The sequence below is a fragment of the Bartonella sp. LJL80 genome (assembly GCF_054871565.1).
In genome coordinates this window covers 105657-119522 of record NZ_JBTXLM010000001.1, presented here as the reverse complement: position 1 = coordinate 119522, position 13866 = coordinate 105657, and the positions used below count along the sequence as shown (strand labels likewise).

The window sequence follows — 13866 nt, the reverse complement described above, 5'->3', positions numbered from 1 at the left end:
ATATGAATGAGCGTGTCAAAATCGCACTGATGGGGGCCGGTGTTATCGGTAAACGGCATATTGATATTATCAACCAGAATCACGAGGTTGAGATATCAGCCATTGTTGATCCCGTGGAAGCCGCCGGCGATTATGCCGCATCCATCAACGTTCCGTGGTTTCGCACCATTGGTGAACTGCTTGCATCACAGCGCCCCGACGGTATCATTGTTGCAACACCCAATCAGTATCACGTTGCCAATGGGTTGGAGGCGATAGAGGCAAAAATTCCGATTTTGATGGAAAAGCCGATCGCCGACAATGTTGATGAGGCGCTGACATTGGTCGAGGCCGGCGAAAAAAACAATGTTGCACTGATAGTTGGTCATCACCGCCGCCATAATCCGATGTTGCAAACTGCCAAACACATTATCGAATCGGGCAGGCTTGGTACTGTTCTGGCAGCGCATTGCATGTTCTGGATTATGAAGCCGGACAGCTATTTTTCGGCAGCTTGGCGTCGTGAAAAAGGTGCAGGTCCGGTTTTCGTCAATATGATCCATGATGTCGACTGTCTGCGCTATTTGTTTGGCGATGTGGCAAGTGTCCAAGCCACTGAAACCACGCGTATCCGCGGCTTTGAAAATGAAGAAAGCTGTGGCGCAATTCTGCGTTTTAAAAACGGTGTGATTGCTACATTCACCATATCGGATTCCATTTGCGCACCGTGGAGCTGGGACATGACCGCGCAGGAAAATCCGGCTTTTCCTCAAGTAAAAGAAAATGCCCATTTCATTGGCGGAACACATGGATCATTGGCGTTACCCAGTCTTGAACTGTGGAACTACCGCGGTGAACGCAGTTGGGCGGAAAACTTGCAACAGGAAAACAACGATATTGCGCGCATTGATCCACTGATTTTGCAATTGCAAAATTTCCGTGATGTGATTTTAGGCCGTGCTGAACCGCTTGTAAGCGGACGGGACGGTTTGGAAACGCTGCGTGCGACCTTTGCCGTTAAGGAAGCTGCGCGCACCGGCCAGACGATTCATCTTCATTCATAAATTCAAAGGGCAGGGTAAAGTGACAATGGATAAAAACTTTAAGCCGCATAGAACAAGTCAAACTGTCCTTTGTTGGAATGGCAGTGTTGGAAAAATGATTTCACCCAATGTCGCCAACGCATATTGGGGTATTGCTTCCCTGAAGAGGCGATAAGCCATGGTGGATGTTGAGGTGACAGATTCAACGGCGATAAACCGTGACCGCGAAGTTGATCTCCTGGTGTTTGGTGCCGGTGCGGGCGGCATGACGACCGCGTTGATGGCCAAAATTGAAGGTCTTGATGTGTTGCTTTGTGAGAAAACACATCAGGTTGGCGGCACCACCGCCACGTCCGGCGGGACAACATGGGTTCCGGGGACAAAATCAAGCATTGCAGCAGGGGTGGCTGACAGCGCCGACGATGCTGCGAGATTCCTTTCAGCCGTTGTGGGGAACCGTGGCGGCGAAGCGCTTCGACGTGCCTTTTTGCAATCAGGCCCTTTGGCAATTGACGAGCTGGAGCGCAAAACCGATGTCAAATTTGTGGCGGCAAAAGCGCATCCTGATTATATCGAGGCAGAGGGCGGCGCTTTCGGCGGCCGCGCCCTTTCACCTATAGGCTTTGATGGTCGGTTGCTAGGCAAGGATTTCAACCGCATCCGACCGCCCCGCCCGGAATTTATGGGATTGGGCGGTATGATGGTCGGGCGTGATGAACTGACAGCCATTTTAAACCGCTTCGCCAATATCGCCAATTTTACCACTACATGCAAAATCGTGATGCGCTACCTCAAAGACCGCCTGCGCTACGCACGCGGAACGCGGCTTCTTATGGGCAATGCACTGGTTGGTCGCTTGCTTTATAGCCTCAAAAGACAAAATGTTGCGATAGCATTCGATACGGCGCTTAAGTCCTTCATTATTGAAAATGGACGGGTCGTGGGAGCGGTGGTTGATAGCCCAAGCGGTTGTTATAAAGTTTTTGCTTCCCAAGGTGTCGTTCTGGCAACTGGCGGTATTGCCTGGAATAAGGAATTGCGTGAAAAGCTTTATCCGGAAGGAACACGCGATTATTGCCTTGCTCCTCAGACCAATCGTGGCGAGGGCGTAAGCCAAGCTATTGCTATTGGTGCCAAACTTGATGATGGCGGCGATAGTCCGGCTTTGTGGATGCCGTGTTCATCTTACCGGAAAGCAGATGGTGGCATTGCAGTTTGGCCGCATATTATTCTCGACCGTGCCAAGCCCGGCCTATTGGCAATCAATAAAAGCGGTCAAAGGTTTGTCAATGAATCCGACAGCTATCATGATTTTTGCATGGGCGCGATTGAGGCTGACAAAATCGTTCCAAGCATTCCTGCATTTCTGGTCGCTGATGAAGCGTTTATCCACAAATACGGCCTTGGCCTTGTTTTACCGGGTGGCGTCGGCCTTCAAAAGCTGTTGAAGGCCGGTTATGTCATCTCTGCGCCGATATTGTCGGCATTGGCGGAAAAGATCGATGTGGATGCCGCCAACCTGCAACAAACGGTTGAAAGCTATAATCGCTATGCCGCAAGCGGCGATGATGCCGCATTTGGCCGTGGAACCAGCACGATGAACCGTTTCAACGGTGATGCTGATGTCGGCCCCAATCCCTGTTTGCGCAAGATTGGCAGCGGCCCGTTTTATACTGTTGCAGTGCGCCCATCAGACCTTGCCAGTGCCGCGGGACTTCAATGTGACGAATTTGGCCGTGTTGTTGACCAAAAGGGCGGCGTGATTGGCGGCTTGTTCGCATGCGGCAATGATGCGGCTTCCATATTCCGCGGCACATATCCGGGGCCGGGTACAACCATTGGTCCGGCAATTGTTTTCGGTTGGCGCATTGCCAAATTCGCTGCCGGTAAAATTCATGATACAAATGACAACGCAAAGGAAGGCTGATTATGCAACGTTATGAAATCGCAACACTGCAATTATCCATGGGGGCGGCCGGCAAGGCTGCGCCGGCAATTGAGGCTTTTTGCGGCGCGAGCGGTGCAAAAGGCAAGCTACTGGGTGCTTTTGCAACCGAAGTTGGTACACTCAATCAGGTAACCGTTTTGCGTGGCTTTGACAGTGATGCCGATTTACAGGCGGAAAGACACAGAACTCTGAATGCGTCCAATCCTTTCGGTGCATCGGAATGGATGAGCGAGCTGGTGCTCGATTCCTATATCCCGTTTCCATTTCTAAAGCCGGTCGAAGCGGGTGCTTTCGGGCCGATTTACGAGTTGCGCAGCTATATTTATAAACATGGCGGTCTGCCGCATATCCTTGCAGCATGGGAAAGTGCTGTTCCAGCGCGCCAAAAAATCTCGCCGCTTACCATCTCCATGTATAGTATCGATGGCTGCCCGAGGATTACCCATATCTGGCCTTATAAAACAGCCAGTGACCGGTTTGATTTGCGCAGCGATTCAGTCAAACAAGGGGTGTGGCCGCCAAAAGGCGGGCCGCAATGGCTGACATCCGATATGCGCTCCGCTCTTATCGTGCCGCTGGATATTTCACCGCTGAAGTAAAAGCTTGGCATTCCTGCAATCAATGCTGACCGTTTGCGGTTTTGACGTTGTTGCGAGGATCAAATGCCTAGCCATAGAAACCGCCAGATAAGCTTCTGGCGGTTTTATCTTGCCATACAAAGCACAAATATAACTATATCTTTTTGCAGTATAACCTTGAGGTTATGAATAAAAGAATTTTTTTGACTATTAATTATTGTGTGGTTATATAAAAATGAAGGTCGCGATATGCTGGATGGAGGTCCTCTGTCGCGTGCCAGAAGACGAAAGGGTCAGTCTAGAAGACGATTTCGCTACAATGCAGGAAATGCTGTGGACAGCATCGGCGCGGGAGAAAGCCGAACGCATTGTCAAAAGAAATCGGCCATAAACAGGAGGAGTGAGTATGGTCGTATCAGCTGAACAAAAAGCCGCGAACCAAAAAACCGAATCACGCAAAGCCGCAGCCAGCGGCTGGATCGGTTCGACGCTGGAATATTATGATTTCTTTATCTACGCCATGGCGGCATCATTTGTTTTTCCGACACTGTTTTTTCCAAGCGGTAATCCGACGATTGGCATTATCGCATCATTGGCTACCTATGGTGTCGGCTATATAGCGCGTCCGATCGGTGCGTTTTGTCTGGGCCATTGGGGTGACCGGCACGGACGCAAGAGTGTTTTGATCCTGTGTATGTTTCTCATGGGGGTTTCAACCATCGGTGTCGGCCTTTTGCCGACCTATCAACAGGTCGGTATCATAGCCCCCATTCTTCTGGTGGTTCTGCGGCTGGTCCAAGGGTTTGCTGTAGCCGGGGAAATGTCTGGCGCAGGTTCGCTCATACTCGAGCAGGCGCCAATGGGACGACGCGGCTTCTACGCCAGTTTCGCCCAACAAGGTATCAGCTTCGGCCAGCTTCTGGCTGCAGGCATATTCATTCCTTTTGCGGCGTTTCTTTCCAATGATGCCTTTATGACATGGGGCTGGCGCATACCGTTTCTACTTTCCGTCTTTGTCATTATCGCAGGCATTATGATCCGTCGCCATGTCAGCGAAACAAAGGTTTTCACCGAAGCCGAAAAGCAAGGCGAAAAGCTCCACGCACCGGTCAAGATTGCCTTGCGCTACCATTGGCGCGACATGATAAAGGTCAGCTTCATGTCGCTCAATAATGTCGTTCCGGTGGTCATAACTGTTTTTGGCGGTGCTTATGCAACACAGGCGGCTTACGGCATTAACATCCCCAAGGATTCGTTTCTCTGGGTTGCTTTATTGGCCAATATTGTCGCGGTGGTGGTCACACCGTTCATGGGGATGATTTCAGACCATATTGGACGTCGGCCTATTGCTATATTCGGCGTTATTGGCTCGGGTGCAATGTGCTATTTCTTTTTGAATGCAATCGGCCAGGGTAATCTGACATTGGCGATCATCTACGCTGTCATTGGTTGGGGTGTCATCTATCAGGGTTTCAACGCCATTTATCCTTGTTACTATCCCGAATTGTTTCCGGCCAATGTACGCGTGACAGCGGTTGCGATTTCCAACAATATCGGCGTGCCGGTAGCATCGCTTCTGGCGTCGGTTTTTGCCCTTGTCGCACCACCCGGATCGGAAAATATTCCTTTGACAATCGGTCTTTTTGCTTTTGCCATTACCTGCCTGTCGGGGCTTGCTACCTATCTTTCACGGGAAACCTATCGCATTCGGGTGGAGGATTTAGGCAAAGCGGACGCTGAACCGGTGGCGAAGGAAGATTACGTGCGGGCGCGCACGCGTTCCATCCTTCATTCGGTTTCGCCGACCTGAGCGCGGGGGAGCAAAGGCCATAACGCGCCAGAGTTCCAGCGACGTTATGACCAAAGGTCTCCGTGCTTTGTGTGGGCAAATCGGTAGCAGGCAAAGCTTTTTTCATCATCACTGTGAAACCGGAGTATAATAGATGGTCGGCCTTGTAGATTTTCTTGTCAATGATCCGGAAGTCGAAAGATACTTTACCGTTGATGCCGAGCTTTCATCCATGCTCAAGGTCGAGGCGGCATTGGCGGAAGCTCAGGCTGTGGCCGGTTTTATCCCGACTGAGGCCGGACGGCATATTGCCGCGATTGCCAGACAGTTCAAGCCCGATGTCTTGCAGATCAGGCAGGCTACCCAACGCGACGGTGTAGCCATTCCGGAGTTGGTAAGGCAACTGCGTGAAGCGGTGGGTAAGGACTATGCCGGCGATGTGCACAAAGGGGCGACAAGTCAGGACATCATAGACAGTGCGTTGATGATCAGGCTGAAGGAGGTCTTCGGGCTGCTCAACAAAAAATTGAGCCGCGTTTTGGCGCGGCTTGATGGGTTGCAACGGCAATTTGGTCAAAAGCCTTATATGGCGCATACGCGGATGCAGATTGCTCTGCCGATGCTTGTTGCAGATAAGTTGGATAGCTGGATTGAAGCCTTGTTGAAGCATCAGGCGCGCTTGCTTTATACGCAATCAACGCTTCTTTGCGTGCAGAGCGGCGGGGCAGTGGGGAACAATGCCGCCTTTGGGCAATCGACGACTGCAATCGTCAATAGTTGGGCGCAAAGGCTTGGCCTATGTGCATCAAAACCTTGGCAGACAGACCGCAGTGCTATCATCGAGATTGCACAAATCTTCAGTCTCATCAGTGGGACACTGGGGAAGGTCGGTCAGGATATTGCCTTGATGGCACAAAATGAAGTTCACGCCATCAGTCTTGCCAATAGTGGAACTTCATCGGCGATGCCGCATAAAAATAACCCGGTTAAAGCCGAGATCCTTGTTTCCATCGCCCGCTTGCAGGCCGGATTGCTTGGAACAATCGCACAATCGCAAGTGCATGAGAATGAAAGGTCGGGCGCGGCGTGGACGCTGGAATGGTGTGTTTTGCCGCAGATGGCGGTGGCTACCGGTGGTGCACTCGAACAAACACACGCGCTTTTGGAGAATGTGACGTTTTAAACCAATGAGGAGCGGGAGGAAACAATGGGAAAATCTATCATAAGCGATGACACCTATGACGTGATTATCATTGGCAGCGGTGCCTCTGGCATGGCTGCCGCCATTACGGCCAGAAAAAATGGCCTGCAACCCATCATTCTCGAGAAAGCACAGTATTATGGCGGTACGACAGCGTTTTCCGGGGGTGTTTTGTGGATACCCGGCAATCATTACTATGCCGATAAAGGTGTAACAGATACGCGACAGGCTGCCGAACAATATTTAAAGCACGAAACCGGAAAATTCTTTAACCGCGAGAAGGTTGCCGCTTATCTCGAAAACGGGCCGAAGATGCTTGACTTCATGACCAAGCACACGGATGTACAATTTGTCCCCACACTTTACCCCGATTATCACCCCGAGGCGCCGGGCGGTGTAGAACTTGGCCGTTCTATCGTAGCGGCACCCTTTGACGGAAGAGAATTGGGCGGCGAATTCCAGCGGTTACGGCCTCCGCTAAAAACTATCACCTTTATGGGAATGATGTTCAATTCGTCGAATAACGATTTGAAGCACTTTTTCAATGTAACGCGCTCTATCACATCGGCTCTCTATGTGGCCAAACGTTTGGGCATTCATCTGACACATCTTTTGCGTTATCGGCGCGGAGTTTCGTTGACGGCTGGCAATGCACTTGCCGCCCGTCTGGCTAAATCCGTATTCAATCTTTCCATACCGTTGATTACCAATGCACCTGTCCGCATGCTGACGAAAAATGCTGATGGTGTGGAAGGCGTCATTGCAGATATTGACGGCGAAGAAAAGCGGCTTCATGCCCGCTATGGCGTTATCCTTGCGGCCGGCGGGTTTGCGCGTGATAGTAAACGGATTGCCAAAGTGTACCCCCATGTAAAACGCAATGGGACGCATTTCACGCCGGTGCCAGAAAGCAATACCGGTGATGGAATTGCCATGGGAGAAGCGGTAGGTGGCGTTTTCAGCTGGGATTACGGTGATGCGGCCGCTTGGATGCCGGTTTCAAAAGTAAAGACGGGGCGAAACGAATTTACAGCCTTTCCGCATTTGGTTGACCGTTATAAGCCTGGTTTCATTATGGTGACACCGAAGGGCAAACGCTTTGTCAACGAAGCGGCATCCTATCATGATGTCGGTCAGGCCATGATTGCGGCTTGCGGCAATGAAGAGGAAACATCGGCATGGTTGATAGCAGACCATAAAACCATCCGAAAATATGGTATAGGTCATGTCAAGCCTGCACCGGTGCCGCTATTTTCCGCCTTGCGCTCAGGCTATCTTGTCAAAGGTCGATCCTTGGCCGAACTTGCTGCCAAGATGGGCATGGATGCAGCCGCATTAAAGGCGACCGTTGAAGCGTTCAATGTCGATGCCGAGAGAGGCGAAGATAGCGCCTTTGGTCGCGGAGAAAGTGCATTCAATCGTTACCTTGGCGACGCCGATCATCATCCCAACCCGTGTGTGGCGCCGATTAAAAATGCACCGTTTTATGCGGTTAAAATTTCAATGGGAGATCTTGGTACATTTAGTGGCCTGATGACCGATAGTCGATGCCAAGTGCTTGACGAAAGCAATATGCCCATTCATGGGCTTTATGCTGTCGGCAACGATTCCGCCAGCGTTATGGGCGGGGCCTATCCCGGTGGCGGTATTACGCTTGGGCCGGCGCTCACCTTCGGCTTTATCGCAGCCAATGAGATCGCGGCAAAAGCACGCAAAAATGTTTCATTGCATCAATCCTGAGGTCAGATGATGACGCTTACAATTCCCCTTGATCGGCCGCTTGTTGATCTGCGCAGCTACACGATCGTGCCACGCAAAATGCCGCAATTTCTTGATGTTTTTGACCGGCTTGCCATGCCTGTCCTGATTGAATGTATCGGGCAACCGCTTGGCATTTATACAAGCTATGTCGGTGCGCTCAACCAGATGGTGCATCTGTGGGCCTATAAGGACATGGCCGATTACGAGGCGCGTGGACGCGCCCGCGATAATCATGCGGATTGGCCGCAATATTTAAAAGCATCAGAAGGTTTGATCCATGCGCAGGAAGACCGGCTGATCCGGCTTTGCGAATTACCAAGCCTTATAAAGCAAAATAGCGGAGAGCGGCGCTAAAATAGAGCTGCCCGGATTTCAGGAGGAAGATATGACAAAGCATAGCCAAGTGGTGATTATCGGTGCGGGCCCGGCAGGACTTTTATTGGGCCAACTTTTGCACAATCGCGGTATTGATACACTTATTTTGGAGCGTAAATCGCCCGACTATGTTCTGGGGCGCATTCGTGCCGGAATTCTGGAAGACGGTGCCCGAAAACTCATTATTGAAGCCGGTGCAGGCGCGCGGATGGAGCAGGAAGGCCATGCCCATAATGGCGTTGAGCTGGCTTTTGATGGCGAAACCCATCGTATCGATTTCAAGTCTTTGGTGGCAAGCGCGGTAATGGTTTATGGACAGACGGAAGTGACACGCGATTTGATGGCTGCCCGCGCAGCATGCGGTGCGCCCAGCGTTTATGAGGCAGAAGATGTGGTGATTGAACAATATCAAGGATCGAAAGCGGTTGTTACCTACCGGAAAGACGGCCAGACCCACAGGGTGGAATGTGATTTCATCGCCGGATGTGACGGCTTTCACGGCGTCAGCCGCCGCACGGTGGTGGATCATATAAAAGAATATGAGCGTGTTTATCCGTTTGGTTGGTTGGGATTGATGGTTGACCAGCCGCCGCTCGCGGAGGAACTGATCTATGCAAGCAGCCCGCGTGGATTTGCCCTTTGCTCACAACGGTCATTGACGCGCAGTCGCTATTATCTACAGGTGCCGCTGACCGACCATGTCGAGGATTGGAGCGACGATGCTTTTTATGACGAACTGCGCCGCCGCATTCCACAATCGGCGGCAGGCAACTTGAAAACCGGCCCAAGTCTTGAGAAAAGCATTGCGCCACTGCGCTCCTTCGTTGCGGAACCTTTGCGTTTCGACCGGCTGTTTCTTGCCGGTGACGCGGGCCACATTGTACCGCCAACCGGTGCCAAGGGGCTTAATCTTGCAGCAAGCGACATCCGTTATCTATCCGATGCATTGACGGAATATTATCATGAAAAATCGCAAGCTGGCATCAATGACTATTCGCAGAAAGCATTGGCACGCATCTGGAAAGCGGAACGGTTTTCATGGGCAACAACAATGATGCTGCATCGGTTTCAGGACTCCAACGATTTTGATCGTCGGATGCAGCGCACAGAATTTGATTACCTGGTGTCTTCACCTTCGGCGCAAAAAGTATTTGCAGAAAACTATACCGGCCTGGCCTTCTAGGGTCAGGACCTATTCATTTGAATGATATGGCGCAATAGAGCGCTTTTCGACCTGATGCTATCAGGCCGGCGCGTCTCAAGCTTTTGATTTGTCGCGGTATCTTATCCGATTGACTATTCACATCAATCGGGAACCGCTTCAGAGTATCTCCAGAAGATGTTGAATGACTTGTTGGCTTAAAAAATACGCCGGAAGAAAAGCCAAGAATGAAACCATGACTCTATCAGAAACGGCTTCACTCTCAAATCGCCATTTTTACACCTTTGCGGGTAGACGCAAACATTATGGTGAATGATGATTTGAAGGAGAAAACCTTCATGGTATTGGCATTTGTGGTGTCGAACCGTCAGTCAGCTCGCTCATCATGGCCCATGAGGAATAACGCTATCAGTTGAGATAATTGGTCATTTCCGCTTGTACAGCGCGCAGTTCTGGCAGATATCGTGCAACTTCGCTTTCCATTGATGCTGTTGTCACAGGGAGACCGACATTCAAGGCTGCAATGGTTTGGCCGCGCAGATTTTTTAAGCCGACAGCAATGGATCGCAAACCCAGTTCAACTTCCTGATTGATGGTTGCAAAGCCTTGTTGACGTATTTTTTGCAATTCTTCCATCAAGGCTGCAAGTCCGGTTTTTGTATGGGGTGTGCGCTGGGCCAAATGGCTTTGCGACAGTATCGAACTGGCTTCATCGTCATCAAGGGCCGCAAGCAGGATACGCCCCATTGATGTGCAATAGGCCGGCAAGCGCGAACCCGGCATCAATGAAATCGACATGACACGCCGTTGTGATGCCCGCGCGACATAAACAATTTCTTCCGCATCCAAGATAGACACCGAGGTGCTTTGCTGGATTTTTTCCGATAAACGGTCAAGGCTTGGCTGGACAATGCGCGGCAGCGGCATTGCGGCGAGACATGATGTGCCCAGCCGCAATATCCGCGGTGTCACGGTAAAAAATTTTCCATCATAGGAGCAATATCCAAGTTCGGCCAAAGTCAGGAGGCAGCGCCGTGTTGTTGCGCGATCCAGTGCAGTCATTTCAGATATTTCACTGATCGTCATTTTGGGATGGTCAGCTGAAAACGCCTCGATAACCTTGAGACCTTTGGCCAGACCACCCATGAAATCCCGTTCTTTCACTGCCATATTGTTCATCCGTTTGTGCGATAGTCGTACAAATATCGTATATCGCATAATTAAATTGCCGTCGAGCTTCTTATCTTTTATTTTGGCGGTCAGGTTCCGGCTTCCAATGTCGCAACCTTGGGAGAAAAAGCATCATGGATAAAACAATCGGCAGCCTGGCCGAGGCTGTAAAAGATATTGATGACGGCGCTACCGTCATGATTGGCGGATTTGGCGGTTCTGGTGCGCCGATAGAGCTGATACATGCCTTGATCGACAAGGGCGCCAAAAACCTGACGGTCATCAACAATAATGCCGGCAATGGCAAGATCGGCATCGCCGCAATGATTGATCGTGGCATGGTGAAAAAGATGATTTGCTCTTTTCCACGTTCGTCCGATCCGCGTGCGTTCACGGAAAAATATCTGGCTGGTGAAATTGAACTCGAGCTGGTGCCGCAAGGCACATTGGCAGAGCGCATTCGCGCCGGTGGTGCGGGTATTCCCGCTTTTTACACGCCAACCGCCTTCGGCACCGAATTGGCAAAGGGCAAACCCGTGGCCGAGTTTGATGGCCGGTCTTACGTGCAGGAAAGATGGCTGAAAGCCGACTTCGCCCTGATCAAGGCCAGACTTGGCGATGTGCAGGGAAACCTGACCTATAATAAGGCCGCCAGAAATTTCAATCCGCTGATGTGCATGGCCGCCCGTACGACCATTGCGCAAGTATCGCAATTGCAAGCGGCAGGCAATATCGATCCTGAACAGGTCATCACACCGGGTATCTTCGTCGACCGAGTGGTTGAGGTTGCCAACCCGCAGCAGGAAGAAACCCTTATCAGGGCGGGAGTGGTATACCAATGAATTTCGACACGCATGACGACATCAAGCTTTCCAATGCACAGATTGCATGGCGCGCGGCGCAAGACATTGCCGATGGTGCCTATGTCAATCTCGGTATCGGATTTCCTGAAATGGTGGCGCGCTATCAACCGACAGGACGGCAGGCTATCTTCCACACGGAAAACGGCATCTTGAACTTTGGTGAGCCGCCCGCTGAAGGGCAGGAAGACTGGGACCTGATCAATGCCGGTAAAAAGGCTGTAACATTGAAACCGGGTGCATCGTTTTTTCATCATGCCGATAGTTTTGCCATGGTGCGCGGCGGCCATCTGGATGTTGCGATTCTGGGGGCCTATCAGGTTGCGCAAAATGGTGATCTTGCAAATTGGCGGGTTGGCAGCAAAGGCGTGCCAGCGGTCGGTGGGGCGATGGACCTTGTCCATGGGGCCAAACAGGTTTTTGTCATTACCGAGCATCTGACCAAAAAGGGCGAGCCGAAGCTGGTTGAACGCTGCAGCTTCCCGCTTACCGGTGTCGGCTGTATCACGCGTGTTTACACCAGTCATGCGGTTATTGACGTTAAAGATGGGCATTTTGTGCTGCGGGAAAAACTGGGCGCCCTTTCCATGGATGACCTACAGGCAATGACAGGCGCGATGCTCCATATCGATGGCCGTGTTGGCGATCTTGTTGTGCCACCGCTTGAAGAGATATTGGATTGAGGAACCACGATGCGTGAAGCTTTTATTTGCGACTATATCCGCACACCGATAGGCCGCTTCGGCGGTGCATTGTCTTCTGTTCGTCCGGATGATCTGGGGGCAATCGTGCTGAAAGCATTGGTTCAGCGCAATCCTTCGGTGGATTGGCAGGCCGTTGATGATGTTGTTTTTGGCTGTGCCAACCAAGGGGGGGAAGATAACCGCAATGTTGCGCGTATGTCTTTGTTACTCGCCAATATGCCAATCAATATCAGTGCAACAACCATCAACCGCTTGTGTGGCTCTGGCATGGATGCTGTGATGACAGCCGCCCGCAGCATAAAGGCAGGCGAGGCGGATCTGGTCATTGCAGGCGGGGTCGAAAGCATGTCGCGTGCGCCGTTTGTCATGCCGAAAGCCGAAGCGGCATTCTCGCGCAAGGCTGAAATCTATGACACGACAATTGGATGGCGTTTTGTCAATCCGATGATGAAAGCAATGTATGGCGTGGATTCCATGCCGGAAACCGGCGATAATGTCGCAATTGATTTTGGCATATCACGCCATGACCAGGACGCATTCGCGCTATCTTCACAGCAAAAAGCTGCGGCCGCGCAGGAAAATGGCCGCTTGGATCGTGAAATCACGCCGGTCATGGTAGCGCAACGCAAAGGCGATCCGATAAGCGTATCACGCGATGAGCATCCCAGGGCAACCACCATGGAAGCTTTGACGAAGCTCAAGCCTGTCAACCGCATGGACGGTGCCACCGTGACTGCGGGTAACGCTTCGGGCGTGAATGACGGAGCGGCCGCTTTGTTGATTGCGTCAGCCGAAGCTGTCAGGCAATATCAATTGCGCCCTCTTGCCCGCATTACCGGCGGGGCGGCATCCGGTGTACCGCCGCGTATCATGGGAATAGGGCCTGCACCTGCCACACAGAAACTCTGCCAGCGCTTGCGAATGACACCGCAAGACTTCGACGTGATCGAGTTGAATGAGGCTTTCGCAAGCCAAGGCATTGCCGTTTTGCGTCAGTTGGGGCTGGATGAGAAAGCCGACTATATCAATCCCAATGGTGGTGCCATTGCACTGGGCCACCCGCTTGGAATGTCGGGTGCGCGCATCACCGGTACAGCCGCGCTGGAATTGTCTCTTGGTGTCAAGAAACGTGCTTTGGCCACCATGTGTATCGGCGTTGGACAAGGTATTGCCATTGCTTTGGAACGTGTGTGACCGGAAAATAATGCGGGGTCGCCAATAGGAAGCAGAGCAGTTTAGAAATATCGCAAGCAACCACAGTTACACATGTCCCCATCTATGTCGGCAAGAAAGGGA

General features: G+C 51.6%; 12 protein-coding genes. 11 read left to right on the top strand and 1 reads right to left on the bottom strand.

The window, feature by feature from the left end:
- The first annotated feature begins 2 nt into the window (after nt 1–2).
- The 8 genes from ACYSNS_RS00530 (at nt 3) to pobA (ending at nt 9857) form a co-directional block, all read left to right on the top strand.
- A complete protein-coding gene (locus tag ACYSNS_RS00530) occupies nt 3–1043 on the top strand; it encodes a Gfo/Idh/MocA family protein (RefSeq protein ID WP_461721181.1) in 1041 nt (346 codons plus the stop codon).
- Nucleotides 1044–1200: 157 nt separating this feature from the next.
- A complete protein-coding gene (locus ACYSNS_RS00525; protein WP_461721180.1) occupies nt 1201–2949 on the top strand; it encodes an FAD-binding protein in 1749 nt (582 codons plus the stop codon).
- 2 nt (nt 2950–2951) lie between these two features.
- On the top strand, nt 2952–3569 hold the full coding sequence (locus tag ACYSNS_RS00520) for an NIPSNAP family protein (protein WP_461721179.1): 618 nt from the start codon (nt 2952–2954) through the stop codon (nt 3567–3569).
- Between the two features lie 385 nt (nt 3570–3954).
- A complete protein-coding gene (locus tag ACYSNS_RS00515; RefSeq protein WP_461721178.1) occupies nt 3955–5358 on the top strand; it encodes an MFS transporter in 1404 nt (467 codons plus the stop codon).
- A gap of 133 nt (nt 5359–5491) precedes the next feature.
- The gene (locus ACYSNS_RS00510) at nt 5492–6520 is read left to right on the top strand and encodes a 3-carboxy-cis,cis-muconate cycloisomerase (RefSeq protein ID WP_461721177.1); all 1029 of its coding nucleotides are present in this window, start codon (nt 5492–5494) and stop codon (nt 6518–6520) included.
- Nucleotides 6521–6544: 24 nt separating this feature from the next.
- Nucleotides 6545–8278 carry an FAD-dependent oxidoreductase gene (locus ACYSNS_RS00505; RefSeq protein ID WP_461721176.1) on the top strand — a complete coding sequence of 578 codons (1734 nt, stop codon included), beginning with the start codon at nt 6545–6547 and terminating at the stop codon, nt 8276–8278.
- Nucleotides 8279–8284: 6 nt separating this feature from the next.
- Nucleotides 8285–8653, top strand: coding sequence for an NIPSNAP family protein (locus ACYSNS_RS00500; RefSeq protein WP_461721175.1), 369 nt, complete (start codon nt 8285–8287; stop codon nt 8651–8653).
- A gap of 31 nt (nt 8654–8684) precedes the next feature.
- On the top strand, nt 8685–9857 hold the full coding sequence (gene pobA / locus ACYSNS_RS00495) for a 4-hydroxybenzoate 3-monooxygenase (RefSeq protein WP_461721174.1): 1173 nt from the start codon (nt 8685–8687) through the stop codon (nt 9855–9857).
- A gap of 387 nt (nt 9858–10244) precedes the next feature.
- Here the strand turns inward: pobA and ACYSNS_RS00490 are convergent, their stop codons facing one another.
- On the bottom strand, nt 10245–11000 hold the full coding sequence (locus ACYSNS_RS00490) for an IclR family transcriptional regulator domain-containing protein (RefSeq protein ID WP_461721870.1): 756 nt from the start codon (nt 10998–11000) through the stop codon (nt 10245–10247).
- A 140-nt stretch (nt 11001–11140) separates the two neighbouring features.
- Between ACYSNS_RS00490 and ACYSNS_RS00485 the strand changes: the two genes are divergently transcribed.
- From ACYSNS_RS00485 to pcaF, 3 genes are read left to right on the top strand one after another with little or no spacing between them, the layout of a single operon-like run.
- Entirely contained in the window at nt 11141–11848 is a 708-nt protein-coding gene (locus tag ACYSNS_RS00485) for a 3-oxoacid CoA-transferase subunit A (protein WP_461721173.1), read from the top strand.
- The gene (locus tag ACYSNS_RS00480) at nt 11845–12549 is read left to right on the top strand and encodes a 3-oxoacid CoA-transferase subunit B (protein WP_461721172.1); all 705 of its coding nucleotides are present in this window, start codon (nt 11845–11847) and stop codon (nt 12547–12549) included. Before ACYSNS_RS00485 ends, ACYSNS_RS00480 begins: the two co-directional genes overlap by 4 nt.
- A 9-nt stretch (nt 12550–12558) precedes the next feature.
- Complete coding sequence (pcaF, locus tag ACYSNS_RS00475) at nt 12559–13764, top strand: 3-oxoadipyl-CoA thiolase (RefSeq protein ID WP_461721171.1); 1206 nt, start codon at nt 12559–12561, stop codon at nt 13762–13764.
- Nucleotides 13765–13866: the final 102 nt, after the last annotated feature.

What these genes read in the sequence shown, in the direction of transcription:
- ACYSNS_RS00510 (WP_461721177.1), top strand. Translation starts at nt 5,492, where the DNA reads ATGGTCGGCCTTGTAGATTTTCTTGTCAATGATCCGGAAGTCGAAAGA.
- ACYSNS_RS00480 (WP_461721172.1), top strand. Translation starts at nt 11,845, where the DNA reads ATGAATTTCGACACGCATGACGACATCAAGCTTTCCAATGCACAGATT.
- ACYSNS_RS00525 (WP_461721180.1), top strand. Translation starts at nt 1,201, where the DNA reads ATGGTGGATGTTGAGGTGACAGATTCAACGGCGATAAACCGTGACCGC.
- ACYSNS_RS00500 (WP_461721175.1), top strand. Translation starts at nt 8,285, where the DNA reads ATGATGACGCTTACAATTCCCCTTGATCGGCCGCTTGTTGATCTGCGC.
- ACYSNS_RS00530 (WP_461721181.1), top strand. Translation starts at nt 3, where the DNA reads ATGAATGAGCGTGTCAAAATCGCACTGATGGGGGCCGGTGTTATCGGT.
- ACYSNS_RS00515 (WP_461721178.1), top strand. Translation starts at nt 3,955, where the DNA reads ATGGTCGTATCAGCTGAACAAAAAGCCGCGAACCAAAAAACCGAATCA.
- pobA (WP_461721174.1), top strand. Translation starts at nt 8,685, where the DNA reads ATGACAAAGCATAGCCAAGTGGTGATTATCGGTGCGGGCCCGGCAGGA.
- ACYSNS_RS00505 (WP_461721176.1), top strand. Translation starts at nt 6,545, where the DNA reads ATGGGAAAATCTATCATAAGCGATGACACCTATGACGTGATTATCATT.
- pcaF (WP_461721171.1), top strand. Translation starts at nt 12,559, where the DNA reads ATGCGTGAAGCTTTTATTTGCGACTATATCCGCACACCGATAGGCCGC.
- ACYSNS_RS00520 (WP_461721179.1), top strand. Translation starts at nt 2,952, where the DNA reads ATGCAACGTTATGAAATCGCAACACTGCAATTATCCATGGGGGCGGCC.
- ACYSNS_RS00485 (WP_461721173.1), top strand. Translation starts at nt 11,141, where the DNA reads ATGGATAAAACAATCGGCAGCCTGGCCGAGGCTGTAAAAGATATTGAT.